General features: G+C 66.4%; 11 protein-coding genes. 3 read left to right on the top strand and 8 right to left on the bottom strand.

Annotation, left to right across the window (positions count from 1 at the left end; genetic code table 11):
• Positions 1 to 37: 37 nt before the first annotated feature.
• Positions 38 to 1,093, bottom strand: coding sequence for an OmpA family protein (locus KF907_RS11960; protein WP_291220658.1), 1,056 nt, complete (start codon positions 1,091 to 1,093; stop codon positions 38 to 40).
• 381 nt (positions 1,094 to 1,474) lie between these two features.
• On the opposite strand from KF907_RS11960, the gene KF907_RS11955 reads away from it, so the two are divergent.
• Positions 1,475 to 3,493 (top strand): NADPH-dependent 2,4-dienoyl-CoA reductase, encoded by a 2,019-nt coding sequence (locus KF907_RS11955; protein ID WP_291220656.1) that lies wholly within the window; start codon positions 1,475 to 1,477, stop codon positions 3,491 to 3,493.
• Positions 3,494 to 3,811: 318 nt separating this feature from the next.
• A complete protein-coding gene (locus tag KF907_RS11950) occupies positions 3,812 to 6,739 on the top strand; it encodes a WD40/YVTN/BNR-like repeat-containing protein (RefSeq protein ID WP_291220654.1) in 2,928 nt (975 codons plus the stop codon).
• Between the two features lie 228 nt (positions 6,740 to 6,967).
• On the opposite strand, the gene prpC is transcribed toward KF907_RS11950, so the two are convergent.
• From prpC to prpB, 3 genes are read right to left on the bottom strand one after another with little or no spacing between them, the layout of a single operon-like run.
• Entirely contained in the window at positions 6,968 to 8,119 is a 1,152-nt protein-coding gene (gene prpC, locus KF907_RS11945) for a bifunctional 2-methylcitrate synthase/citrate synthase (protein ID WP_291220653.1), read from the bottom strand.
• Positions 8,120 to 8,156: 37 nt separating this feature from the next.
• Positions 8,157 to 8,720 (bottom strand): hypothetical protein, encoded by a 564-nt coding sequence (locus KF907_RS11940; RefSeq protein ID WP_291220651.1) that lies wholly within the window; start codon positions 8,718 to 8,720, stop codon positions 8,157 to 8,159.
• Positions 8,717 to 9,622 carry a methylisocitrate lyase gene (gene prpB / locus KF907_RS11935; RefSeq protein WP_291220649.1) on the bottom strand — a complete coding sequence of 302 codons (906 nt, stop codon included), beginning with the start codon at positions 9,620 to 9,622 and terminating at the stop codon, positions 8,717 to 8,719. Before prpB ends, KF907_RS11940 begins: the two co-directional genes overlap by 4 nt.
• Before the next feature lie 64 nt (positions 9,623 to 9,686).
• Between prpB and KF907_RS11930 the strand changes: the two genes are divergently transcribed.
• Positions 9,687 to 10,931 (top strand): citrate synthase family protein, encoded by a 1,245-nt coding sequence (locus KF907_RS11930; protein ID WP_291220647.1) that lies wholly within the window; start codon positions 9,687 to 9,689, stop codon positions 10,929 to 10,931.
• A 122-nt stretch (positions 10,932 to 11,053) separates the two neighbouring features.
• On the opposite strand, the gene prpE is transcribed toward KF907_RS11930, so the two are convergent.
• The 4 genes from prpE to KF907_RS11910 form a co-directional block, all read right to left on the bottom strand.
• Positions 11,054 to 12,949 (bottom strand): propionate--CoA ligase, encoded by a 1,896-nt coding sequence (gene prpE / locus KF907_RS11925; RefSeq protein WP_291220645.1) that lies wholly within the window; start codon positions 12,947 to 12,949, stop codon positions 11,054 to 11,056.
• A gap of 789 nt (positions 12,950 to 13,738) precedes the next feature.
• A complete protein-coding gene (gene nhaA, locus KF907_RS11920; RefSeq protein WP_291220644.1) occupies positions 13,739 to 15,082 on the bottom strand; it encodes a Na+/H+ antiporter NhaA in 1,344 nt (447 codons plus the stop codon).
• 239 nt (positions 15,083 to 15,321) lie between these two features.
• Entirely contained in the window at positions 15,322 to 16,968 is a 1,647-nt protein-coding gene (locus KF907_RS11915; RefSeq protein ID WP_291220642.1) for a DUF11 domain-containing protein, read from the bottom strand.
• A 10-nt stretch (positions 16,969 to 16,978) separates the two neighbouring features.
• Positions 16,979 to 25,090 (bottom strand): beta strand repeat-containing protein, encoded by an 8,112-nt coding sequence (locus KF907_RS11910; protein WP_291220641.1) that lies wholly within the window; start codon positions 25,088 to 25,090, stop codon positions 16,979 to 16,981.
• Positions 25,091 to 25,105: the final 15 nt, after the last annotated feature.

Raw genomic sequence — 25,105 nt, 5'->3', positions numbered from 1 at the left:
CGGGGCCTTTTCGTGACGCTCGACCCGAAGGCCGGTATTACTGCTGGACGCCCAGTTCCGTGCGGCGGTTGCGCGCACGGCCTTCGCGGGTGTCGTTCGTGTCGATCGGACGGCTCTCGCCGAAGCCAACGACGCCCGAGATCTGACTGGCGCTGACACCATGCGAGGTCAGGTAGTCGTAGACGATCTGCGCGCGGCGCTCCGACAGCTTCTGGTTGTACTCGTCGCTGCCGATCGAGTCGGTGTGGCCCGCGAGCTCGACACGGACTTCCGGGTTGCGGGTCAGCACATCGACGGCCTGGTCGAGGATCGCGATCGAGTCGGCGGTCGGCTCCTGCAGCGTCGGCGTGATGTTCGACTCACCGGCCTTCGGACGGTCGAACTTGAAGTTCACACCGCGCAGGTCAATCGTGATCGGGGTGGCGACCGGCGCTTCCTCGGCCGGCGGCGGCGGCGTGTAGGCAGCCGGCGGCTCAGCGGCCGGCTCTGGAGCCGGGGCCGCACCACCACCGAAGCCGATCGTCAGGCCGATCGTGGCGATGGCGTCGACGTAGTGGTTGTGGTCACCAGCGCCGACGAACTGGCCGCGCTGCGTGTTGTTGTCCTTGTCGTAGCGGGCAGCAAGCTCGCCGCGCAGGGCGATTCGGTCGGAAAGGCTGTACTGGATACCGCCACCGACGGTGGCCATCGGATCCCAGCCGCGCTCCTGCACGGACTGCGAATAGCCGGCGTGGCGCAGCGCACCGACTCCAGCGAGCACATACGGACGCCACGACGAGCCCTGCTCACCGAAGAACCAGCGACCAGTCACGCCGAGGCTGACGCTCTCCCACTCGTGGCCATCGCGGAAAGAATTGTTCTCCCAGTCGGCGTTGTTGATGCCGTACTCGAAATCGACCGCGAAATTCGGATTCACCCACCAGCCGATACCGATGCCCACGTAGAGCGATTCATCGGTGTTGCGGTTGCTGTCCGGTACGACGACGCCGACCCGCGGGGCAAGGTACCAGCTGCCATCCTGTGCGGTCGCGACGGATGCACCACCGCCAAGCATTGCAGCGGCGATGAGCACACTCAAAGCCTTGTGTTTCATTGCAGTCTCCTCTGTTCTTGGTTTTGCTTGAGACCCGAACGCCGCCATGCGACGCGGAGTCGTGTCACCCTGTCTGGGTCAATGGTACGCCACTCGTACACTAAACGAACAGGATTTTAACGAAAAATCAAAAAGATTGCTGAACGGTTCGCCAACCTTCGCCCCAGGGGCATCACCGGTCCACAGCCTCGCGGATTGTAAAGCGTCCCGTGCCGGATTTCGCCCCCGAAGCCCGACCGGGACACGGGCTCGTTTCAGGCGATCGGCTGCTGTCGCCTGCCGCGAGGGGCGAGTGGCAACGTGCCGTGGCGACGGGTGGATTCTTGCCAATGACACGCATCCACAGGCAGTCTGGCCCCCCGTTCGTGCCAGGCCCGTCGCGTGGACTTTCCGCATCTGTTCGCTCCGCTCGACCTCGGCTTCACCACACTGCCGAACCGGGTGCTGATGGGGTCCATGCACACCGGCCTCGAGGATCGCGCACGCGACTATCCGAGGCTCGCCGCCTATTTCGCCGAACGCGCGCGCGGCGGGGTCGGGCTCATGGTCACCGGCGGCATCGCACCGAACATGGAGGGCTGGCTCAAACCATTCGGTGGTCGCCTGTCGATGCCCTGGCAGGTCGCCCGCCACCGCCAGGTGACGCGCGCCGTGCATGCCGAGGGCGGGCGCATCGCCCTGCAGATCCTGCATGCCGGGCGCTATGCCTTCCATCCGTTTTCGGTCGCACCGTCGCGGATCAAGTCGCCGATCACACCGTTCATGCCACGCGCACTCAGTGCGGGCGGCATCGAACGCACAATCCGCGACTTCGCCCATTGCGCCGCACTGGCGCGCGAGGCTGGTTACGACGGCGTCGAGATCATGGGCTCCGAGGGGTACCTCATCAACCAGTTCATCACCGCGCGCACCAACCGCCGCGAGGACGCCTGGGGCGGCGACGCCGCGAGGCGCATGCGCTTTCCGGTCGAGATCGTGCGGCGCACGCGCGAAGCGGTCGGCCGCGATTTCATCATCATCTATCGCCTGTCGATGCTCGATCTCGTCGACGACGCACAGGCGTGGAGCGAGATCGTCGCCCTCGCCCGTGCGGTCGAGGCGGCGGGCGCGACGATCATCAATACCGGCATCGGCTGGCACGAAGCGCGCGTGCCGACGATCGTGACTTCCGTGCCACGCGCGGCCTTCAGCGCGATCACGCACAAGCTCAAGCCCGAGGTTTCGATCCCGGTCGTGGCCACCAACCGCATCAACATGCCGGACGTCGCCGAACGCATCCTGCGCGACGGCGAAGCCGACCTGGTGTCGATGGCGCGTCCGCTGCTCGCCGACCCGGACTGGGTGGCGAAGGCGCGCGCCGGCCGCAGCGACCGCATCAATACCTGCATCGCCTGCAACCAGGCCTGCCTCGACCACGTGTTCGCGCAGAAGACCGCGAGCTGCCTGCTGAACCCGCGCGCCTGCCACGAAACCGAGCTGGTCATCGCGCCAGCCTCGGTGGCGCGCCGCTACGCCGTGGTCGGCGCCGGGCCGGCCGGCCTCGCCGCCGCCTGCACGCTCGCAGAGCGCGGCCATGCGGTGACCCTGTTCGACGCCGCGACGGTCATCGGCGGCCAGTTCGACCTCGCTCGGCGCATCCCTGGCAAGGAAGAGTTCGACGAGGCGATCCGCTATTTCCGTCATCGCCTCGTCGATGCCGGTGTCGAAGTGAAGCTTGGCACACATGTCGAGGCTGGCGACCTGGTCGAGGCCGGCTTCGACGCCGCGATCGTCGCCACCGGCGTCACGCCACGCACGGTGGACTGGCCGGGTAGCGACGATGCACGCGTGCTCGGCTATCTCGACGTGCTGCGCGGTACCCATGTCCCGGGACCGCGCGTGGCCGTCGTTGGTGCCGGCGGCATCGGTTTCGATGTCGCCGAATTCCTGGTCGACACCGCCCCGTCGCCAACCACCGACGTAGTGCGCTGGACCCAAGCCTGGGGCGTCGACCTCGATCACCACGAGCGCGGCGGCCTGCATCCTGCCGAGCCGGAACCGCCGACGCGCGAGGTCTGGCTGCTCCAGCGTTCACCTGGCACGCCGGGCCGCCGGCTCAACCGCACCAGCGGCTGGGTGCACCGGGCCACGCTCAAGGCCAAGCGCGTGCAGATGCTCGGCGGGGTCGCCTACGAGCGTTTCGACGACGAGGGGCTGCACATCCGCGTCGATGGCGAGCCGCGCGTGCTGGCGGTCGACCACGTCGTCATCTGCGCGGGGCAGGAGCCCAACCGCGACCTGGCCGATGCCCTGCGCGCCACCGGCATGAACGTGCACGTCATCGGCGGCGCCGACGTCGCCGCCGAACTCGATGCCAAACGCGCGATCGACCAGGGAACGCGGTTGGCGGCCCGACTCTGAATCAGGGCACCCGAGATGCTCTGATTATGCCCTTCACGGCCGAAGTCCTCCCGCGAAATCAGGGCCTTGCGGGAACGGCTTCAGCCGCGAAGGGAGTTGATCAGACCTCCCCAAGGCAAGTATTTCGTGGTATCCGCCGAAGGAGCCTCGGCAGAGGCGATGCTTTCCCGCTGAGTCACCGTTCTTCGCCCCTGAAGGGTCTCCGGCAAGGCGATTGCGCACCGCGGTGCGACCCGGATATCGACCAGATCACACTCGTCCAATCGATGCTGTCTTGGTCGCCTGCTGTTTTGCGTATTAGGTTGGGGAACCACATCCATGAAGAATCCCATGACCAGCCATCCGATCGCTCGTCCTCACGCCGGGCTCAGCCTGGCCACCGTCATCCTCGGAGCACTCGCCGGTCCGGCCATTGCCGCCGTCGGCAGTTGGAGCACCACCGGCCCCTATGGAGGAACGGTCAACGCCGTGGTGGTCTACGAAGCCGCGCCGAACACGCTGTTCGCCGCAGGCAGCGGCGGCGTGTTCCGCAGCGTCAGCAGCGGCTCGTCATGGCAGCGCATCGAGGTTGGCCTGGTCAGTGGCGCGTACTACAGCGACATCGCCGTCGCCACGAATGCGCCGGTGCTCTACCTGGCCAGCGGCAACCGCATGTACCGCTCGGGCAACGCCGGCGACCTCTGGGTGTCCTTGCCGGCGCTGCCAACCGATACCTACGCAAAAGGTCTCGCCCTCAAGCGCGGCTCGACGACGCATCTGGCGGTCATCAGCGATAACGGCATCTACACCTCGACCAATGGCGGCAACAGCTGGTCCGGACCAGCGGCCGGCACCGCCAACATCTACTTTGCCGGCATCACGTACGCCGCCGACGGCACACTCCATGCGAGCATCAGCTCCCCCGATCCGAGCGTTTTCGGCGGTGCAGCCGTGATCCGCAGCACGGATGACGGCATCACCTGGGGGGGTACGCCGACCACGCCACCCACGCTGTCCGGCGCGATGACGATGGCGGCCTGGCCCAACGACAGCCAGCGCATCGCATTCTCGGACGGCGCCACGATCGCCTTCTCCACCGACGCTGGCGCGACCTGGGTCACGCGCGGCGCGCCAGGCGGCGCGGCAAACTGCATCAGGATCGACGCCATTTTCTCCCATCCCACGAATCCGCAGGGGCTGTTCGTCGCCTGCCGTGCGAGCGGCCTCCACGCAACGACCAACCTCGCGGCTGCCGTACCGGCATGGACTACCTGGGGCGTCACCAACGGCCTGAGCGCGAACGGTGTCGATCCCGCGCAGGCGACGGTCGTCGTCGCCCATCCTTCGTTCCCCGCCGTTCAGAACCTGTGGGTCGGCACGCAGTACGGCGGCTTGTTCCGTACGACCAACGGCGGCGCCAGCTGGAGCGCGATCAACAACAACTACCAGTCGGTCAACATCCGTGCGCTCGCCGCGCATCCGCTCGACACGGGCCCGGGCAGCATCGTGCTCGCCGGTCAGGGCGATTCGTTCACGACCACGCGTACGATCCAGAAGTCGCCCGACGCGGGGATGACCTGGGAGGACGCGATTGCGGGTCTCAATGCCGAACAGATCCGCTCGATCGCGATCGATCGCACCACGGTCGACAACGATCCGCTGACCGCCGAGCCGTTCACCGTCTACGCGGTCGGCAACTCGGAGCGCAACCTCGGGCCGAGCCCGAAGGATGGCGGCCTGTACAAGAGCACCAACGGCGGCAACACCTGGACGACGATCGACAACGGCATTGCCCTCGTCCACGGCGTGCCCAACATGGGTACGGTGCGCACGATCGCGCTCGATCCACGCTCATGCCTGTCACCGCCACCAAGTGGCCCCTGCCCTGTCGGCGGCGGACCGCTGCGTACTCTGCTCGTCGGCGGCGCAGGAGTAGTCGGCAACCCGTTCACAGCCCCATACCGCTCGGCACGCATCTACAAGAGCACCGATGCCGGCGCGAGTTGGGCCGCATCGGAGACTGGCCTGCCACTCGGCCAGGAGCTTCCAGCCGGTTCCGGCTACTACGCCTGGATGGGCGGCATCAATCCGATCGTGTATGACCCCTCGGATACGCAGACGGTCTACATCGGCACCTTCATCAACGCGTACTTCGACGCAGCCGCTGGCCCGTATCCGACCATCGCCAACGGCGTCTTCAAATCGACCGATGGCGGTGCCAACTGGGTACACAGCAGCAACGGCCTGCCGCCCCTGTTCGGCCCCGGCACCTCGCAGGGCAGCGTGCTGGCGATGGCTATCAATCCGGTCAATCCGCAGGTGCTGTATGCGGCCGTGGTAAACCTGTACTCAACGCCGATCAATGGTCGCGTCTACAAGACCACCGATGGCGGTGCGAACTGGTTCGAGACCAGCACAGGCATCGCAGGCCAGGACGTGCGTGCCCTGCTCATCGATCCGAACGACCCCACCGGCGAGACGATCTATGCCGGCACCGGCGGTGACGGCGCGAATCGTGGCGGCGTGTACCGCTCGACCAATGGCGGAGCAAGCTGGAACTCGCTGAGCATCGGCCTGCCGGCGTATGCAGCGACCTCACTGGCTTTGCCGGCACGCGCCGCCGGCGCCGCACCGCGCATCCTTGCCGGCACCAACAGCGGCGTGTGGGACTACACCGCCGCGCCGGACGAGGATGCCGACGGCTCGCCAAGTGCGGTCGAATCCAGCGTGCTCGGCGGCGACGGCAACAACGACGGCATCGCCGACGCGCAGCAGCGCCACGTCGCCTCACTCGGCGCGCCGACGACCATGGCCAGGCCGACCGATCCGCTGACCATGGGTGTCGGCAGCGCCGGCTCGACGATCGTGCTCATGCCCGGCGCCTGCACCCAGATCAATGACGCGAGCAGCCTCGCCTCGACCCTGTATCCGCCCGACCCGACCGGCGGCCCCGGCAGCCACGACCCCTGGGGTCTGGCAAGTTTCTCCCTGCCCGGCTGCAGCACGGCCGTCGTGCGCGTCACCTTCCATGGCGCCGCGTTCAACGACACCTGGGCCTGGCGTAACTACGGCCCACGCACGCCGGGCGACGCCGACACCTTCGGCTGGTACACGTTCGCCGGCGCGCGCCGCATCGACGCACAGACCTGGGAACTCGCCATCGACGCAAGTCGCCAGGGCAACTACCGCAACGATCCCGCCAACGTGCTTTTCGTCGGCGGCCCGGCCTTGCTGCCGGATCGCATTTTCGACAACGGCATGGACTGAGCGAAAGTCCCGCAAAGACTGAAACACGAAGAACACGAAGAACACGAAGGGGGAGCATTTCAGGGAGTTGGCTGCTCCCCGTGTGCTCTGTGTGCTCCGTGTTTCAGGCTTTCGCCTTGATCGCGACCGGAGCAGGAGCCTGGAACACGGAGCACGCGGAGAAGAGCCTTTCGATCAAGAGCTTCTCCCTCGTGTCCCTCGTGTTTCAGGCTCTTTCAGCCGTGGCCCTCAACGCTGGCCAATCGGCACGAACGCGAGATCCTCCGGCCCCGTGTAATTCGCGCTCGGGCGGATGATCTTGCCGTCGATGCGCTGTTCGATGACGTGGGCGCTCCAGCCCGAGGTGCGGGCGATGACGAACAGCGGCGTGAACATGGCAGTCGGCACACCCATCATGTGGTAGCTCACCGCGCTGAACCAGTCGAGGTTCGGGAACATCTTCTTGATGTCCCACATGACCGACTCCAGACGTTCGGCGATGTCGAACATCTTCGGGCTGGCCTGCTCGGCCGACAACTGGCGCGCAACTTCCTTGATCACCTTGTTGCGCGGGTCTCCGGTGGTGTAGACCGGGTGACCGAAGCCGATCACGACTTCCTTGCGCTCGACGCGCGCCTTGATGTCGGCCTCGGCCTCGTCGGGCGACTCGTAGCGTTTCTGCACTTCGAAGGCGACTTCATTGGCGCCACCGTGTTTCGGGCCGCGCAGTGCTCCGATTGCGCCGGCGATGCACGAATGCATGTCGCTGCCTGTTCCGGCAATGACGCGCGCGGTGAAGGTCGAGGCGTTGAACTCGTGCTCGGCATAGAGGATCAGCGAGGTGTGCATCGCCCGCACCCAGCTCTCGCGCGGGGCTTCGCCGTGCAGCAGGTGCAGGAAATGGCCGCCGATGGAATCGTCGTCAGTCTCGACGTCAATGCGTTTGCCGTTGTGGCTGAAGTGATACCAGTACAGCAGCATCGAACCGAGCGAAGCCATGAGCTTGTCGGCGATGTCGCGTGCACCCGGGTGATTGTGGTCGTCCTTCTCGGGGGAAACGCAGCCGAGCGCGGAAACCGCCGTGCGCATGACATCCATCGGGTGTGCCGACGGCGGCAACTGTTCGAGCGCGGCTTTCACGCCGGCCGGGATGCCGCGCAACGCCTTCAGCTTTGCCTTGTAGCCGGCCAGTTCGGCGAGCGTCGGCAGCTTGCCATGCACGAGCAGATGGGCAATCTCCTCGAACTCGCAGGCATTGGCGAGGTCGAGAATGTCGTAGCCGCGGTAGTGCAGGTCGTTGCCGCTGCGCCCGACCGTGCACAGCGCGGTGTTGCCGGCAGCGGTGCCGCTCAGGGCCACGGATTTCTTCGGCTTGAAGCCGGGCGTGGTGGAATCGCTCATCGTCGTCTCTCTCTTCCGGGAAAATGTTCGCAACGCATCAGTCGGCAAAGGCTTCGCCCGCACCCATCACGGGACAGGCATCGACCTGGGTCTGCGCCCACCGCGAGCTGGTCGCTTCATCGCCGGTCACCCAGCACTCGTTCAATGTCGAGCAGTAGCAGATCTCGACCACAATGCGCTGCTCCGCCGCCATGCGAACCTGTTGAAATGCATCGGCCTCGTCGAGCACCAGGATTGGCAATACCTCGCCACCGGCGATGACATTGTTCGAAATGGTCGACAGTCGAAACGAAGTCTTCTCGAGACCGAGCGCCCCCATCACCTCGCTCCAGCTGCGCATCGGCTTGCCATCCACCGTCACGCGCGTGCTCCTGACGATCGCGGGCCCCACCCCTTTGTTGAGTGCCTTGATCGTGAGCTCCGTATCGAAATTTACCAGCATCAGGTGCGGCCAGACCTGCGCACGCACCTGCATGCGCTGCAGGTAGGCGGTGTAGGCCGAGACACCCAGGGCAAGCGCACCGATCATCGAAGCGATGACTGCGGCCAGCCCGTTCCAGCCGACTCCGCTGCGGCGTTCGCCCTCGCCTTCCTCGCTCATGACTTGCCGGCCCTGTTGCCACTCGCCGCGAACAGCGCATCGAGCTGCTGCTCGAAGGCGTGGTAACCGATGCGGTCGTACAGCTCCTCGCGGGTCTGCATCGAATCCACCACGTTCTTCTGGTGGCCGTCGCGGCGGATCGCCTGATAGACGTTCTCCGCGGCCTTGTTCATGGCGCGGAAGGCCGACAGCGGGAACAGCTGGATCGCCACGCCGGCGCTGGCCAGCTCGTCGCGCGAGAACAGCGGGGTCTTGCCGAACTCGGTGATGTTGGCCAGCACCGGCACCTTCACCGCATCGACAAAGCGACGGTAGGTGCCAAGGTCGTAGGCGGCCTCGGCGAAGATGCCGTCGGCGCCGGCCTCGACGCAGGCGATCGCGCGCTCGATCGCCGCGTCCACGCCGTCGACCTGGATGGCGTCGGTGCGCGCGATCAGGAAAAACGCCGGATCAGTCCTGGCGTCGGCGGCGGCCTTGACCCGATCGGCCATCTCGCCCTGCGAGACGATCTCCTTGCCAGGGCGGTGGCCGCAGCGCTTGGCGCCGACCTGGTCCTCGATATGGCAGGCCGCGGCGCCGGCCTTGATCAGCGATTTCACCGTTCGCGCGATGTTGAACGCACTCGGACCGAAGCCGGTATCGATGTCGACCAGCAACGGCAGCTCACAGACATCGGTGATGCGACGCACGTCGACGAGCACGTCATCCAACGTGTTGATGCCGAGGTCCGGCAGGCCGAGCGAACCTGCGGCAACACCACCGCCGGAAAGATAGATCGCGCGATAGCCGGCTCGCCGCGCCAGCAACGCATGATTGGCATTGATCGCACCGATGACCTGCAGCGGCGACTCGGCGGCGAGCGCTTCGCGGAAACGGGTTCCGGCAGATGCCTGCGGATTCATGACGGGGTCCTCGGATGGGCGGTGCGGGTACGCAATCTGGCAGCAAGTGATGCATTGATCAATCTTGATCGATTCAATCAATATATCGTCCATGCACGACGACTACCTCAGTGCGGGTGAGGCTACGCGCCGGCTGGGCATTAGCGCGGCGACGCTGTATGCCTACGTCAGCCGTGGCCTGGTCGAATCGCGACCCGGCGACGATCCACGCAGTCGCCTATACCGACGACGCGACATCGAGCGCCTTGCCGAACGCAAGCGCAGTGGTCGCGGCGCCGCGCGCGGTGCGGCACAAAGCCTCGACCGCGGCTTGCCGGTGCTGGAAACGCGCATCTCGCTGATCCGCCCCGACGGCCCGTACTACCGTGGCCATTCGGCAGTCGCGCTGGCTCGTGCTGGCGCGAGCTTCGAAGACGCCACGCGCATCCTCTGGGATTGCGGCCCGAACGACCCGTTCACCGACCTGCGGGCCGGTCCATGGTCGGCGCATGTCGCAAGCATCGCCGGCAACGCACGCCTGCCGCCGCTCGAACGCACGCTGGCGGCGATGCCCCTGCTCGCCCTCGATGCACGCCATTCCTTCGACGCGGCGATGCCGATGCGCCGCGCCATCGCAGCGCGGTTGCTGCGCCAGAATGCCGCGCTCCTCCTCGGCGTCGAGGTCGAAGCACGCGCGGTGCACGCAACGATCGCGCGCGCCTGGCGCCCGCGCGATGCGCTTTTCGCCGACCTCGTGCGTGCCGCGCTGGTCGTCGCCGCCGATCATGAGCTCAATGTTTCGGCCTTCGCCGCGCGCGTGGTCGCCTCGACCGGCGCGCATCTGCACGCCACCGTGTGCACCGGACTCGCTGCACTGTCCGGGCCGCGCCACGGCGGCGCCACCGCGCGCGCGCACGCGCTGATCGCCGATGCCGTCGCCGGCGATTCGATCGCTGCCGTGCTCGATGCACGCTGGCGACGCGGTGACGACCTGCCCGGATTCGGTCATGCCCTCTATGCAGACGGCGATCCTCGCGCAGCAATGTTGCTCGCCATGCTGCGTGATGCGCGACCACGCTCGCGCGCGCTGGCACAGGTCGAGGCGATCGTCACCCATGTCGAAAGCCTCAACGGCCAGCGCCCGAACATCGACTTCCTGCTTGCCGCGATCGCCTGGACGCACGCGCTCGGTCCTGCGCACGCGCTCGTGCTGTTCGCCGCCAGCCGCGTCGCCGGCTGGCTGGCACATGCCCTCGAACAACAGGAGCAGGGTGGCTTCATCCGCCCACGCGCGCGCTACGCAGGCGAGGCTGTGAAGGCGGAACCCTGATCCACCGATGGCACGCCGGCAGGAGTCCTGCAGGAGCCCCTTCAGGGGCGATGCTTTTCGAAGGCGGGAAAAAGGCATCGCCCCTGAAGGGGCTCCTGCGGGGTATTTTTCATGGGTGGCGCTCAGCCGCCGCCATCCGGTCCGCGCGCGAGCTTGCCGCGGATCTCCTCGAGCGCATTCGGATCGTCGAGAGTGGACAGGTCGCCCGGATCGCGCTGTTCGGCCAGGGCCTGCAGCGAGCGCCGCAGCAGCTTTCCTGAGCGCGTCTTCGGCAACGCATTGACGACATAGATGCGCGCCGGTCTGGCAACACCACCGAGTTGGTCGACGACCCGCTTGAGCATTCCGCGCGCGACTTCCTCGGGCGTTTCCGTGTTCGACTGCTTGAGGGTGGCGAACACGATCGGCACCTGGCCCTTGAGCTCATCGTGCACACCGACCACCGCAGCCTCGGCAACGCCGGGATGGGTGGCCACCGATTCCTCGATCTCGCGCGTACCGAGGCGATGACCGGCGACGTTGATCACGTCGTCGGTACGGCCGAGGATGAATGTGTAGCCGTCCTCGTCGCGTACGGCCCAATCGAGCGAGCTGTACAGCAACTCGCGGAAGTGGCCGAAATAGCTGGCGAGGAAACGCTGGTCGTCGTTCCACACCGTGGTCATGCAGCCCGGTGGCAGCGGCGGCACGATCACCAACACGCCCTTCTCGTTCGGCTTCGCATCCTCACCGGTCGTCTCGTTGATGACGCGCAGCCGGTAGCCGAGGTTCGGCAGTCCTGGCGATCCGAACTTGACCGGCTTCAGGTCGAGGCCCGGCAGCAAGGTCAGCACCGGCCAGCCGGTCTCGGTCTGCCAGTAGTTGTCGATGACCGGCTTGCCGATTCCTTCGGTGATCCACTGCGCGGTCGGCTCGTCGAGCGGTTCGCCGGCCAGGAACAGCCATTTCAGCGACGACAGGTCATGCTTCTTCAGCCATGACGGATCCTGTTTCTTGAGCACGCGGATGCCGGTCGGCGACGAGAACATCGTGCGCACGCCGTACTTCTCGACCAGACTCCACCACACACCGGGATCCGGATTTGTCGGCAGTCCCTCGTAGAGAATCGAGGTGGCGCCGGCGATCAGCGGGCCATAGACGTTGTAGGAATGACCGACCGCCCAGCCGACATCGGAGGTCGAGAACATGACCTGCCCCGGGCCGACGTCGTAAACCGTGCGCATCGACAGTGCCATCGCCACCGCATGGCCGCCGACATCGCGCTGCACGCCTTTCGGCTTGCCGGTCGTGCCCGAGGTGTACAGCAGGTAACTCGGCTCGTTGGACTCGAGCCAGCAGACCGGCACATCCTCGCCGGCGTGGCGTTCGCGCAACGTCGCGTAGTCGAGATCGCGCCCATCGACCATGGCACGGCCCGGATCGAGGCCGCGATCGACGACCAGCACATGCGCCGGCGGATGCTTCGCTGCACCGATCGCCTCGTCGACGAGTGGCTTGTACGGGATCACCTTGCCACCACGCATGCCGGCATCGGCAGCGATCAGCAGTTTCGGCCTCGCATCGTCGATACGCAGGGACAGGTTGTGCGCAGCGAAGCCACCGAAAACGACCGAATGCACCGCGCCGATGCGCGCACAGCCGAGCATCGCGAACACCGCCTCGGCCATGTTCGGCATGTAAATGACGACACGATCGCCCTTGCCGACACCAAGCGCGCGCAGCACCGCGGCGAAGGTATTCACCTCTCGATGCAGCTCGCGGTAGGTCAGTTCGCGCGTGATGCCGGTCTCGCTCGACACGGCAACCAGCGCGAGCTGCTCGCTGCGCGCTTCGAGGTGGCGATCGACGGCGTTGAAGCAGAGATTGGTCTCACCGCCGACGAACCAGCGCCGGAACGGTGGCTTGTCGTACTCGAGGATCGCACGCGGGCGCACGTGCCAGTGGATCGCTTCAGCCTGTTCGGCCCAGAACGCTTCGGCATCCTCGATCGATCGACGGTAGACGTCCTCGTAGCGCATGACCGTTCCTCCAGCACCATGAACGATCCATCCTAAGCCCAGTCCAGATCCATCGGACTACGACCATGGTCGCAATGCGGCAATGCGCAGCAGCCGCTTCCATGGATGCCGCCAGAGGAGACCGCGCACGACGCGAGCGCAGGAATCGGCCGCACGTTCGACCACAGATGCGAGCGCAGGAAGCGGCCGCAGGAAGCGGCCGTAGGAAGCGGCTGTAGGAAGCGGCTTCAGCCGCGATGCCCCTGCCGTACAACGCCCCAAAGAAAACAGCATCACGCCTGAAGGCGCTCCCTACGAACCTGCACGTCGCCGCATCGCCACCATCGCCCAGGCAAATCCGAGACATAATCGGCCGCACGTTCGACCACAGGACGCAGCCTCAGGACGCGGCCGCACGTTCGACCACAGGACGCAGCCTCAGGACGCGGCCGCAGGAATCGGCCGCAGGAAGCGGCCGTAGGAAGCGGCCGTAGGAAGCGGCTGTAGGAAGCGGCTGTAGGAAGCGGCTGTAGGAAGCGGCTGTAGGAAGCGGCTTCAGCCGCGATGCCCCTGCCGTACAACGCCCCAAAGAAGAAAGCATCACGCCTGAAGGCGTTTCCTACGAGCCTGCATGTCGCCGCATCGCCACCATCGCCCAGGCAAATCCGAGACATAATCGGCCGCGCATTCGACCACAGCACGCAGCCGCAGGAAGCGGCTGTAGGAAGCGGCTGTAGGAAGCGGCTTCAGCCGCGATGCCCCTGCCGTACAACGCCCCAAAGAAGAAAGCATCACGCCTGAAGGCGTTTCCTACGAGCCTGCACGTCGCCGCATCGCCACCATCGCCCAGGCAAATCCGAGCAACGCGGCGGTGAGTGAAGCCAGCAGGATGCCGAGCTTGGCCGCCGCCAACAGTGCCTCGTCGCTGAAGGCCAGCATGGCAATGAATATCGACATCGTGAAACCGATGCCGCCGAGCAGACCGACCAGGAGCACGCCGGCCCACGACACGCCGTCGGGCAAACGGCACCAGCCGGCCTTCACCGCCAACCAACTCGCCGCAACGATACCCAGCGGCTTGCCAGCGACCAGACCAAGAAATACACCGAGCGTGACCGCGCTGGTGCCGACCTGGATGACATCGACGCCGTCGAGGCTCACTCCCGCATTGGCCAGAGCGAACAATGGCATCACCCCGAAGGCCACCCACGGATGCAGCGCTGCCTGCACGCGTACGACCGGCGGTTGCAGTTCGCGCTGCGCCCAGCGCAAGCGACGCAGCGGATGCTCGATGCCATCGCCCTGCCAGCCGGTAGCCGTGGCGCCGATGTCCTGCACGGCACGCACGGCCATCTGCAGCGGGGCCTCACGCGAACGCGTGGGGCGCACCGGGGTCATCAGGCCGAGCACGATTCCGGCCAGAGTCGGATGGATGCCGAGTTCCAGCAAGCCGGTCCAGACGACGATCGCCGGCAGCACGTAGGCATACGCCGTACCGACCCCGGCGGCCTGCAGCACGAGCACCATGGCGATGCCACCAACGGCGACGAATGCACCGACATGGACCAGCGCATCCGAATAGAACATGGCGATGATGAGCACAGCCGCGATGTCGTCGATGATCGCCAGGGCGAGCAGGAGCACGCGCACGTTGCCCGGTATCGAACGCCCGAACAGGGCGAGCACGCCGACCGCGAAGGCGATGTCGGTGGCGGTCGGCACCGCCCATCCCGCGAGCGCCGCCCCGCTCGGATTGAGCGCGTGGTAGATCAGCGCCGGCACGACCACCCCGCCGGCAGCGGCGACGAGCGGCAAAGCGGCCGAACGCAGATCGGCCAGCGCGCCGGCGTGGATCTCGCGACGGATCTCCATGCCGACGACGAGGAAGAACACCGTCATCAGCACGTCGTTGACCCAGAAATGCAGCGGGCGCGAAAACTGCCATTCGCCGATGCCAAGTGAGGCCGGCAGGTGCCACAGCGCATGATAGGCATGTGCCCACGGCGAGTTCGCCCAGACCAGCGCGATGATCGCCGCACCCAGCAAGACGATGCCGCTGGCCGCTTCGATATGCAGGAAGCGCTCGACCGCAAGAAAGGCGCGTTCGGCGACGCGCTGGGCACGCGTGGGCGGACGATGGTGATCTGAAAACATGCGCACGAGACTCCCGCGCGGCGGCCCGACCTGCGCGAAAACCTGCCGAGCGAAGCATGGCCGCGCGGCACCCGCGGGCATTCTAACCGCCCTGCTCCCGGTTTACGGGATTGGCGCGGGGATCACCTCGGGGAAACAACGGTGGATACGTCCGCAGGAGCCCGAGGTGATGCAGAGTGTCGACACAAAAACACCCTTCTCCCCGCCAACGGGGAGAAGGGTGCGTGGTATCGCAGCGATCAGCGCCGGCGTGCGCGTAGGCGCGGGGCGGCGATGAGGACGAGCAGACCGGCCATGAGGATCAGGGCGATCCGGCCGTCCACCGGCACCGCAAAGGCCTCGCCGATGCCGAGCGGAACGGTCGCATTGCACGGCGGTGGATTGCCACCTGGAGCGCACAGCACATCCGACAGCGGTGTCACCGTCACCGTATTGATGATAGTCGTCGGCGCGGTGAACGAGACCAGTGCGCTGACCGTGTAGGTGATCTGTGCTCCGGCCGGGAACAACGGAATGACCGCCGAAATGGCGCCTGTACCGCTCGCCGCCGGACAAGCCACACCGGCACCCACGCAAGTCCAGGCAAACGAATCGATGCCGGCAGGAATCGGGTCGGTGATGGTGACGTTCTGAATGTCCGTCGAGCCATCGTTGCGCACGGTGATGGTATAGGTGACGTAGTTGCCGTAGGTCGTCGTCGGCGTGTTCACCGACTTGGTCACGACGAGCTGGCCGGCACCTGGGATGCCGACAGCGGACGCGCCCGTGCCCCAAACGGTGCCACCGACTGCAGCTACGCCCGATGCTTCGGACAGGTTCAGCGCCTCGCCGGCGGCCGCTTCGGCGGCCGTGATCGTATGCTGCGCGCGGCAACGCAGGACATCCATGCTGGCCAGCGTGCCGCTGCCGAGGCCAGCGAAGGCCTGGCCACCGAGGGTCGTACCCTCGCAGACGATCGGACCATCGATCAGAGTCGGGTCGGGCTCGACCAGATTCACCGAAGCCAGCGATTGAGCGTTGCTGTTCTTGACCAGGAAGGTGTAACCAAGCACGTCGCCGGCACTGGCATAGCCACTGGCATCGACATCGTCATCCAGCAACGGGCTCTTGAACACGCGAATGCCCGCAGTCCCCGCGGAATTCAAGGTCAGGATCACGTCCGCCGCCTGCACGGCCTGACTGCCCGCCATGCCGGTCAGGTCGACCGTGTCGAGCACGAAACCGTTGCCGGCATCACCCGCATTGACCGTGTAGCTGCTGGTGCATGTCATGAACGCATCGACGGCGAGGGTGGTGCCCGAACACGTAACCGACCCCGTGATGTCGACCAGGGCCAGACTCGAGAGCGGTTCGGTGCCGACGTTCACCACGGTGTAGTCGTAGGCGATCGTCTCGCCGGCATCGAGCTGGCCATCGATGTCGGTGTCCGCATGCACGGCACCACCGATGACGACGGCGGCTCCCTGTACCGGAGTGATCGTGCCGAACGGACTCATGCCGGCATGGCGCAAGCTGACCGCCCCACCCGCGTCGCGGGCGGAAACGACCACGGCCGCACTGCGCTTGCGCGGGGCGTTCGCTGCGGTGTTGAGTGGCCACATCGTGCAGTCGACGCGATCACCGGATTGCAGCACGCCATCGGAGGAGAAGCCACGGCCGCCGGTGGTCTGCGTCGAACACTGCGCGCGGTACCCGGAAACCGGGTACCAGCGCACTGCACTCAACGCATCGACACCGTCGTTGGCGATCGTGAAACTGAACGCGCCATCCATGCTGCTGCCGCGATTCGCTTCAATGCCGAGGCCGTCTGCCGCCAGCGCCGGCGCCGCCAACGCGGTGGAGAACGCAAGGGCAAGGAAACGGGTTTTCATCATCTTCGTCTTCATGCCGGTGTCCTCAGCGGATGTTCGAGTAGATCGCCGTGCTCGTCGACGATACGACCTGACCGTCCGGGCTGGCTCCATGGGTGGTTGCCGAATTGACCACGCGCCGGTTCATCACGTCCTGGGCGGTGATCGTATACGTCGCGCTGCACATGATCGAGTCACCCGGGGCCAGCGAGCCGCCGAGCAGTTCCTCGAACACGCCGAGGAACAGCTCGTCACCTCGCAGCACACGCAACGGTTCGCCATAGGCCGTCGTCGCGTCGCACTGCAGGTCGGTCACGCGCGGATCGATCAGGTCGATCGCGCTCAGCGCCATCGTGCCCGGGTTGCTGATCACGAACGTGTAGTGCAGCACGTCGCCGACGTTGCCATAGTTGTCGCCATTGTTGTCGACGCCGAGGCGCACGGACTTCACCAGGCGGATCAGCGGCTGGTCGCCCGACACCGGAGCGCAGGCATTGCTGTCGCGGACGAACGAACCGGTCACTGCGGCACTGTTGTACAGGCCATTGCCCGGCGCACCGGTGCAGACCGCATTGCCGAGACTACCCGCCGACACCGCGATCGGGATGCGCACGGTATAGCTGTGCGATGCACCCACCGCGAGCGTCACGGCGTTCGCCGAGATCTGCACGGCCGTGCCGTTGACCACCGTGAAGGCCCCGCCCGGCAGACCCGGGTTGAGCACACCGTTGGTGGTCGCCGCGATGCCATTGCCGATGAACGTCACGCCCATCGCCGTGAAGTCCGGGGTATCGGTCAGCGTGTAGGTGATCGGGCTGCCGCCGGTATTGGCCAGATCGATGCGATAGGCCACCCAGAAGGTGCCCGGGCCGATCGCCGTCACCGATTCCACACTCTTGACGAAGTTCAGGTTGATCGTCGGCGTGACCACGCAGGCCGGATCATTCGGCGTGACTGCACAGTTCGGCGGCGTGCCGTCATCGATGGCAACCGCGTTGGCGATCTCGGTGACGCCAGCGGGCAGCGGATTGACCACCTGCACGGTGAAGGTCAGCGTCGTCACGCCCGGACTGCCACCAGCATCCGCAGGGGGTACGTTGACCACCGAATCGCATGCCGTGCCGGCCGGTGAACCCGCCACGCAGCTCCAGCCCGGCGTGCCGGACACGAAGACCGTGTGCAATGGAACGATCTCGTTGACGATCACGTTCATCGCAGCCGTGCCGCCGTGGTTGCGCAGGGTGATCGTGTAGGTCAGCTGCTCGCCCGGCTCGGCGATGCCGTCCGCGGTGATGCTCTCGCCGCTCAGCGATTTGGCCACCGTCACGTTCGCCGCTGTCGGGATCGATGCGCAGTTCGCCGGAGTCGGCGTGGCCGAACAATCCGGCGGCGTGCCACCGGTCTCGTGGACCAGGTTGGAGATCACGGTCACACCATCGGGGATCGGGTTGTTGACCGTGGTGACCACGGTCAGCACCAGCGTGCCCTGGGCCGGAACCGTCAGGCCCGTCCAGGTCACCGTGCCGGCGCTGTGCGAGCCGCCGTTGGTCGCGCTGCTGAACGTCGTGTTCGGATCGAGCGGATCGGTCAGGCCGTAGCCGGTGACCGCCGCGCCGCCGTCATTGGTCAGCGTGATCGTCCAGGTCAGCGTCTCGCCAGGCTCGGCGATGCCGTTGCTGTTGGCATCGGCGACGGTCTTGGCGATCGCCACGCGACCTTCGGTCGGCGTCGTCACCGTACAGACGTTCGGGCTCGGGCAGTTCGGCGGGATGTCACCACCGGTGATCAGGTTGGTGATCGCGGATACGCCCGCCGGGATCGGGTCGGCGACCTGGAAGACTACCGTGACCGTCGTCGAACCGTCAGCCGGCACGCTGGCAACCGTGATGTTGCAGGTACCCACGCCGACCACCGGCGTCACGCACGCGGTCACGCCCGCGCCCGTGACCGAGGTCAGCGTCGCGCCATTGGGCACGTTCTCGACAAACCCGTAGTTCGTGAAGTTCACCCCACCGCTGTTCGACAGGGTGATGGTGTAGGTCAGCGTCTCGCCCGGCTCGGCCACGCCGTTCGACGTGCCGCCGCTTTCGGCCGGACCCGACTTCACGATCGTCACGTTGGCGACGAGCGGGTGCTCGGTCTCGCAACCGGTCGGCGTCGTGCAGGACGGCTGCGGGTTGGCCGGATCGTTCGGATCGTTGCCACCCGTCGCGGTCACGCTGTTGCTCACGCTCACCGTCGCGTCCGCATCGACCGTCGCCGTGTAGACGAGGTTGTACGTGCCCACTGCAGTGCCCGTGGGCAGCGTGCAGGTCAGGGCGCCCGTCGGGCAGTTAATGAAACCGGTCGAGCTCGAGACGCTCTGGAAGGTCAGGCCGGCACCGATCGTGTCGGTCACCACCACATCGCTCAGCAGCGCCGCATTGGCCACATTCACGCTCACCGTGTAGGTGATCGTCTGGCCCGCCGCCACCGCCGTGCCGCTGGCCGGGTTCGCGCTCTTGCTCAGCGTCACGGTCGGCTTGAGCGGGTGGTTGGTGGCGCAACCGGTCGGTGTCGTGCAGCCAGGCTGCGGATTGTTCGGATCGCCCGGATCGCCGCCGCCGGTTGCAGTGACGCTGTTGCTGACACTGGTCACTGCATCCGCATCGACCGTCGCCGTGTAGACGAGGGTGTACGTGCCCACTGCAGTGCCCGTGGGCAGCGTGCAGGTCAGGGCGCCCGTCGGGCAGTTAATGAAACCGGTTGAGCTCGAGACGCTCTGGAAGGTCAGGCCGGCACCGATCGCGTCGGTCACCACCACATCGCTCAGCAGCGCCGCATTGGCCACGTTCACGCTCACCGTGTAAGTGATCGTCTGGCCCGCCGCCACCGCCGTGCCGCTGGCCGGGTTCGCGCTCTTGCTCAGCGTCACCACCGGATTCAGCGGATGCGTCGTCGAGCAGGTCGTCGGACAGGTCGGGTCCGGATCGCCACCCGGCGGGTTGGTCGCCACCACGTTGTTGCCCACCGTACCGGTCGCGTTGGCATTCACCGTCGCCGTGTACTCCAGGGTGTACGTGCCCGGCGGCGTGCCCGCAGGCAGCGTGCAGGTCAGTGCGCCCACGCAGCCGGTGAACCCGGTCGAACTCGTCACCGAGCCGAACGTCTGGTTCGCGCTCAGCGTGTCGGTGATCGTCGCGTCTTCATTCGTCGCCGCGTTCGCCACCACCACCGTCACCGTGTAGGTGATCGTCTGGCCCGCGCTCACCGCCGTGCCGCTGGCCGGATTGGAGGCCTTCGATACCGTCACCGCCGGGAGCAGCGGATGCGTCGTCGAGCAGGTCGTCGGACAGGTCGGGTCCGGATCGCCACCCGGCGGGTTCGTCGCCACCACGTTGTTGCCCACCGTACCCGTCGCGTTGGCATTCACCGTCGCCGTGTACTCCAGGGTGTACGTGCCCGGCGGCGTGCCCGACGGCAGCGTGCAGGTCAGTGCGCCCACGCAGCCGGTGAACCCGGTCGAACTCGTCACCGAGCCGAACGTCTGGTTCGCGCTCAGCGTGTCAGTGATCGTCGCGTCTTCATTCGTCGCCGCGTTCGCCACCACCACCGTCACCGTGTAGGTGATCGTCTGGCCCGCGCTCACCGCCGTGCCGCTGGCCGGATTCGAGGCCTTCGACACCGTCACCGCCGGGAGCAGCGGATGCGTCGTCGAGCAGGTCGTCGGACAGGTCGGGTCCGGATCGCCACCCGGCGGGTTCGTCGCCACCACGTTGTTGCCCACCGTACCCGTCGCGTTGGCATTCACCGTCGCCGTGTACTCCAGGGTGTACGTGCCCGGCGGCGTGCCCGACGGCAGCGTGCAGGTCAGCGCGCCCACGCAGCCGGTGAACCCGGTCGAACTCGTCACCGAGCCGAACGTCTGGTTCGCGCTCAGCGTGTCAGTGATCGTCGCGTCTTCATTCGTCGCCGCGTTCGCCACCACCACCGTCACCGTGTAGGTGATCGTCTGGCCCGCGCTCACCGCCGTGCCGCTGGCCGGATTCGAGGCCTTCGACACCGTCACCGCCGGGAGCAGCGGATGCGTCGTCGAGCAGGTCGTCGGACAGGTCGGGTCCGGATCGCCACCCGGCGGGTTCGTCGCCACCACGTTGTTGCCCACCGTACCGGTCGCGTTGGCATTCACCGTCGCCGTGTACTCCAGGGTGTACGTGCCCGGCGGCGTGCCCGACGGCAGCGTGCAGGTCAGCGCGCCCACGCAGCCGGTGAACCCGGTCGAACTCGTCACCGAGCCGAACGTCTGGTTCGCGCTCAGCGTGTCAGTGATCGTCGCGTCTTCATTCGTCGCCGCGTTCGCCACCACCACCGTCACCGTGTAGGTGATCGTCTGGCCAGGGCTCACCGCCGTGCCGCTGGCCGGATTGGAGGCCTTCGACACCGTCACCGCCGGGAGCAGCGGATGCGTCGTCGAGCAGGTCGTCGGACAGGTCGGGTCCGGATCGCCACCCGGCGGGTTCGTCGCCACCACGTTGTTGCCCACCGTACCCGTCGCGTTGGCATTCACCGTCGCCGTGTACTCCAGGGTGTACGTGCCCGGCGGCGTGCCCGCAGGCAGCGTGCAGGTCAGCGCGCCCACGCAGCCGGTGAAACCGGTCGAACTCGTCACCGAGCCGAACGTCTGGTTCGCGCTCAGCGTGTCGGTGATCGTCGCGTCTTCATTCGTCGCCGCGTTCGCCACCACCACCGTCACCGTGTAGGTGATCGTCTGGCCCGCGCTCACCGCCGTGCCGCTGGCCGGGTTCGAGGCCTTCGACACCGTCACCGCCGGATTCAGCGGATGCGTCGTCGAGCAGGTCGTCGGACAGGTCGGGTCCGGATCGCCACCCGGCGGGTTGGTCGCCACCACGTTGTTGCCCACCGTACCGATCGCGTTGGCATTCACCGTCGCCGTGTACTCCAGGGTGTACGTGCCCGGCGGCGTGCCCGCAGGCAGCGTGCAGGTCAGCGCGCCCACGCAGCCGGTGAACCCGGTCGAACTCGTCACCGAGCCGAACGTCTGGTTCGCGCTCAGCGTGTCGGTGATCGTCGCGTCTTCATTCGTCGCCGCGTTCGCCACCACCACCGTCACCGTGTAGGTGATCGTCTGGCCCGCGCTCACCGCCGTGCCGCTGGCCGGGTTCGAGGCCTTCGACACCGTCACCGCAGGAACCAGCGGATGCGTCGTCGAGCAGGTCGTCGGACAGGTCGGGTCCGGATCGCCACCCGGCGGGTTGGTCGCCACCACGTTGTTGCCCACCGTACCCGTCGCGTTGGCATTCACCGTCGCCGTGTACTCCAGGGTGTACGTGCCCGGCAGCGTGCCCGCAGGCAGCGTGCAGGTCAGTGCGCCCACGCAGCCGGTGAACCCGGTCGAACTCGTCACCGAGCCGAACGTCTGGTTCGCGCTCAGCGTGTCGGTGATCGTCGCGTCTTCATTCGTCGCCGCGTTCGCCACCACCACCGTCACCGTGTAGGTGATCGTCTGGCCAGGGCTCACCGCCGTGCCGCTGGCCGGATTGGAGGCCTTCGATACCGTCACCGTTGGCCGCAGCACATCGTGCTCAAGTGAGCACGGACCGCAGGTCGGTTGCGGGGGATTCGGGTCGCTGGGATCGACGCCGCCGATTGCGGTGACCTGATTCGCCACCGTCGTCCCGGCCGAACTGTTGACGATGGCGGTGTAGGTGATGGTGTACGTGCCGATGCCCTTGCCAGTCGGCAGGACGAATTCCAGCAACGGCGCATTGGAGACGTCGGGCGTGAAATGGCTGCCCGGGTTGGCGGTCACCGAGCCGAAACTCAGGCCGGGGCCCAGCGTGTCGGTCAGCACGAGATTGCCGGTCAGCGGCGCATTGCTGATGTTGACGGTCAGCGTGTAGGTGATGGTGTCGCCGATCAGCACATTGGTACCGGGCGCCGGCACGGAGCTCTTGCTGACGTTGATGACCGGCTTGGCGATGTTGGTGATTGCTTGTGCCTGGTTGGGCGCACAGTCGTTCACGATCACACAGGTTTCGTTGCCGGCACTGATCGTGGTGTTGACCGGGATCGGACCCGGGTTGGCCGGCGCGACGACATAGTTGAAGCTGAAACCCAACGTCTGACCCGGTGCCAGCGACCCCGGCATGTTGTTCAGCGTGACTACGCAGGTCACCGGGTTGTAGGTGTAGGTGATGCCCGGTGGCGGGTTCGGCACGGTGATATTGACGCTGGCCGGGCACGTGGCCGGCAAGGATGGATTGCCGATCGTGACGCCGTAGGTCACGCCGGTCGCCGTGGTGTCGCCGGCGTTGTAGAAGGTAAAGGTGCCGTATGCCGTATCACCCGGCAGCACCAGCGGGCTGACCGCTACCGCCGTGCCGACATCCACGCCGGTCGCTGCGTCGATGATCTCGATCTCCGGGTAGTACTCGACGGTCTTTTCGAGCGCCCACAGGTCGAGCGTCTTGGCGGTGCCGAAGAACTCGTTCGCGCTGGCAGCGCAATCGGTGTTGGTGTCGCTCGTGCCGGTCCACCAGCGGTAGTACTTGCCGGGGCCCGCAAGGTTGGGGTCGGCGGAATCCACGCCCACCAGCGAGTGGGTCGGCGCGGGCTGGGAAATGGGGCTGGTGGCACCGCACAGGTGGCCGTTGAGCACGCCAACGAGGAAGCCGTTGGCAGCGCGGTAGCCGCGATCGTCGTAATAGACGGTCGTGGGCGAACCGCCGGCAAAGTTGCCGTTGAGCTTGGTCAGCGTCGGGCCGCCATAGAAGTTCGCTTCCACGTCGGCCATCGGGAAATGGACTTCACCGTTGCGGCCGACGATCTGGGCGTCGAAATTGCCGACCGGGAACGGGTTGCCGCTGTTGTCCCTGCCATCCCACAGCACGGCGTGCGAGCCGGTGAGCGCAGTGCCGGTCAGCACGCGGTTGCAGGGATTGGCGGGATCGTAGTCGCTGACGCAGTTGGGTGGTGTATCGCCAGGCCCGGTCGCACCACGCCGGATGACGATCTCGTAGGTCAGCGTGTTCTGCGTCGAGAACGTGAAGGTGCCGCCGACGTTGATGTTGGACTGGTTGCCGGAAACATTGCCAACGAAGGTGGGGGCCGGAGTAGGTAGCAGGATCGGCGCGGCCGGGACGGTTGGGATCGCCAGTTCGCCCAGCACCCGGTTGACCTCGGCGTTGTGCGCGACGGAAGGATCGACATCACTGAAGAAGATCGGGTATTCCGGAAGCTGGTAGGTGATGTTGCCACCACCCGCACCACCCGACGGCAAGCCGGTTGCCGACGCATTGGTACCACGGAAATCATGGTAAAGCGGATTGCCGGCGTCGATCAGGCCCTTGGAATTGGCATAGAAGGCGGCGCGATTCGGATCGATGCCGCGCAGGGCCTGGCTGTAGCGATAACCGTCACCCGTGACGATGTAGATCGTGTTGTGCAGGCGGAAGTTCGCACCGTTGCTGACCAGATACATCGTCCAGTTGAAGGTGAACACGCGGCCATCGAGGTCGTCGCGCGTATCTGCCGCGGAACGAACCGTGATGTCCCATGCACTGACCGCATTCGCGGAGATGACCGCGGGAGGATCGACCGCCCTCCTGGCGAGAGTGCTCGGGGAACCGGTGCTCGCCCCGGAGAAATACACGCCATAGACGCCGGTGGTCGGCGCCACGTAGTAACAGGGAGTCCAGCTGTCGGGGGCCGTGACCGAGCCATCCGCGCTGCTCGGGCGCGCCAGCTCTGCAGCCCGGGTAGGAATGAGACCACGGCCCGGTCCGTTGCCCCCCGTCCCGGTGCCGTCGCAGATGAAGGCGGGCGTCCCCAGTGCTGCCGGTGTGCCCTCGTTGCCTTTCGGACCGAAGCCGCCACTCCCGACCGGCGCGCCAACAATGCGTGGGCCATAGAGACGGATGGGGCCTTCAGTGGCTCCATCGGCGACCCGGTTCCGCGAACCGAGCAGGATGTACTCGCCGGCCTGCGCATACACGTACAGGAACTGCCGGGAGGTCGCGACACCGCCGTACGTGGTGCCGCCACTCAGATCCATCACCGCGCGCGCGCCGCTGGCGGGATAGGTGGATGGATGCAGGTTGCGGCTGCCTTCCGCGGCCACCTGTGAAGAGAACGCCGCGAGCCCGGCCACGACGAGCATGACCCGTCGCGCAGC

Source organism: Dokdonella sp. (genome assembly GCF_019634775.1).
Taxonomy (GTDB): domain Bacteria; phylum Pseudomonadota; class Gammaproteobacteria; order Xanthomonadales; family Rhodanobacteraceae; genus Dokdonella.
The sequence above is the reverse complement of the archived record's forward strand: the minus strand, read 5'-3'. Positions and strand labels throughout refer to the sequence as shown.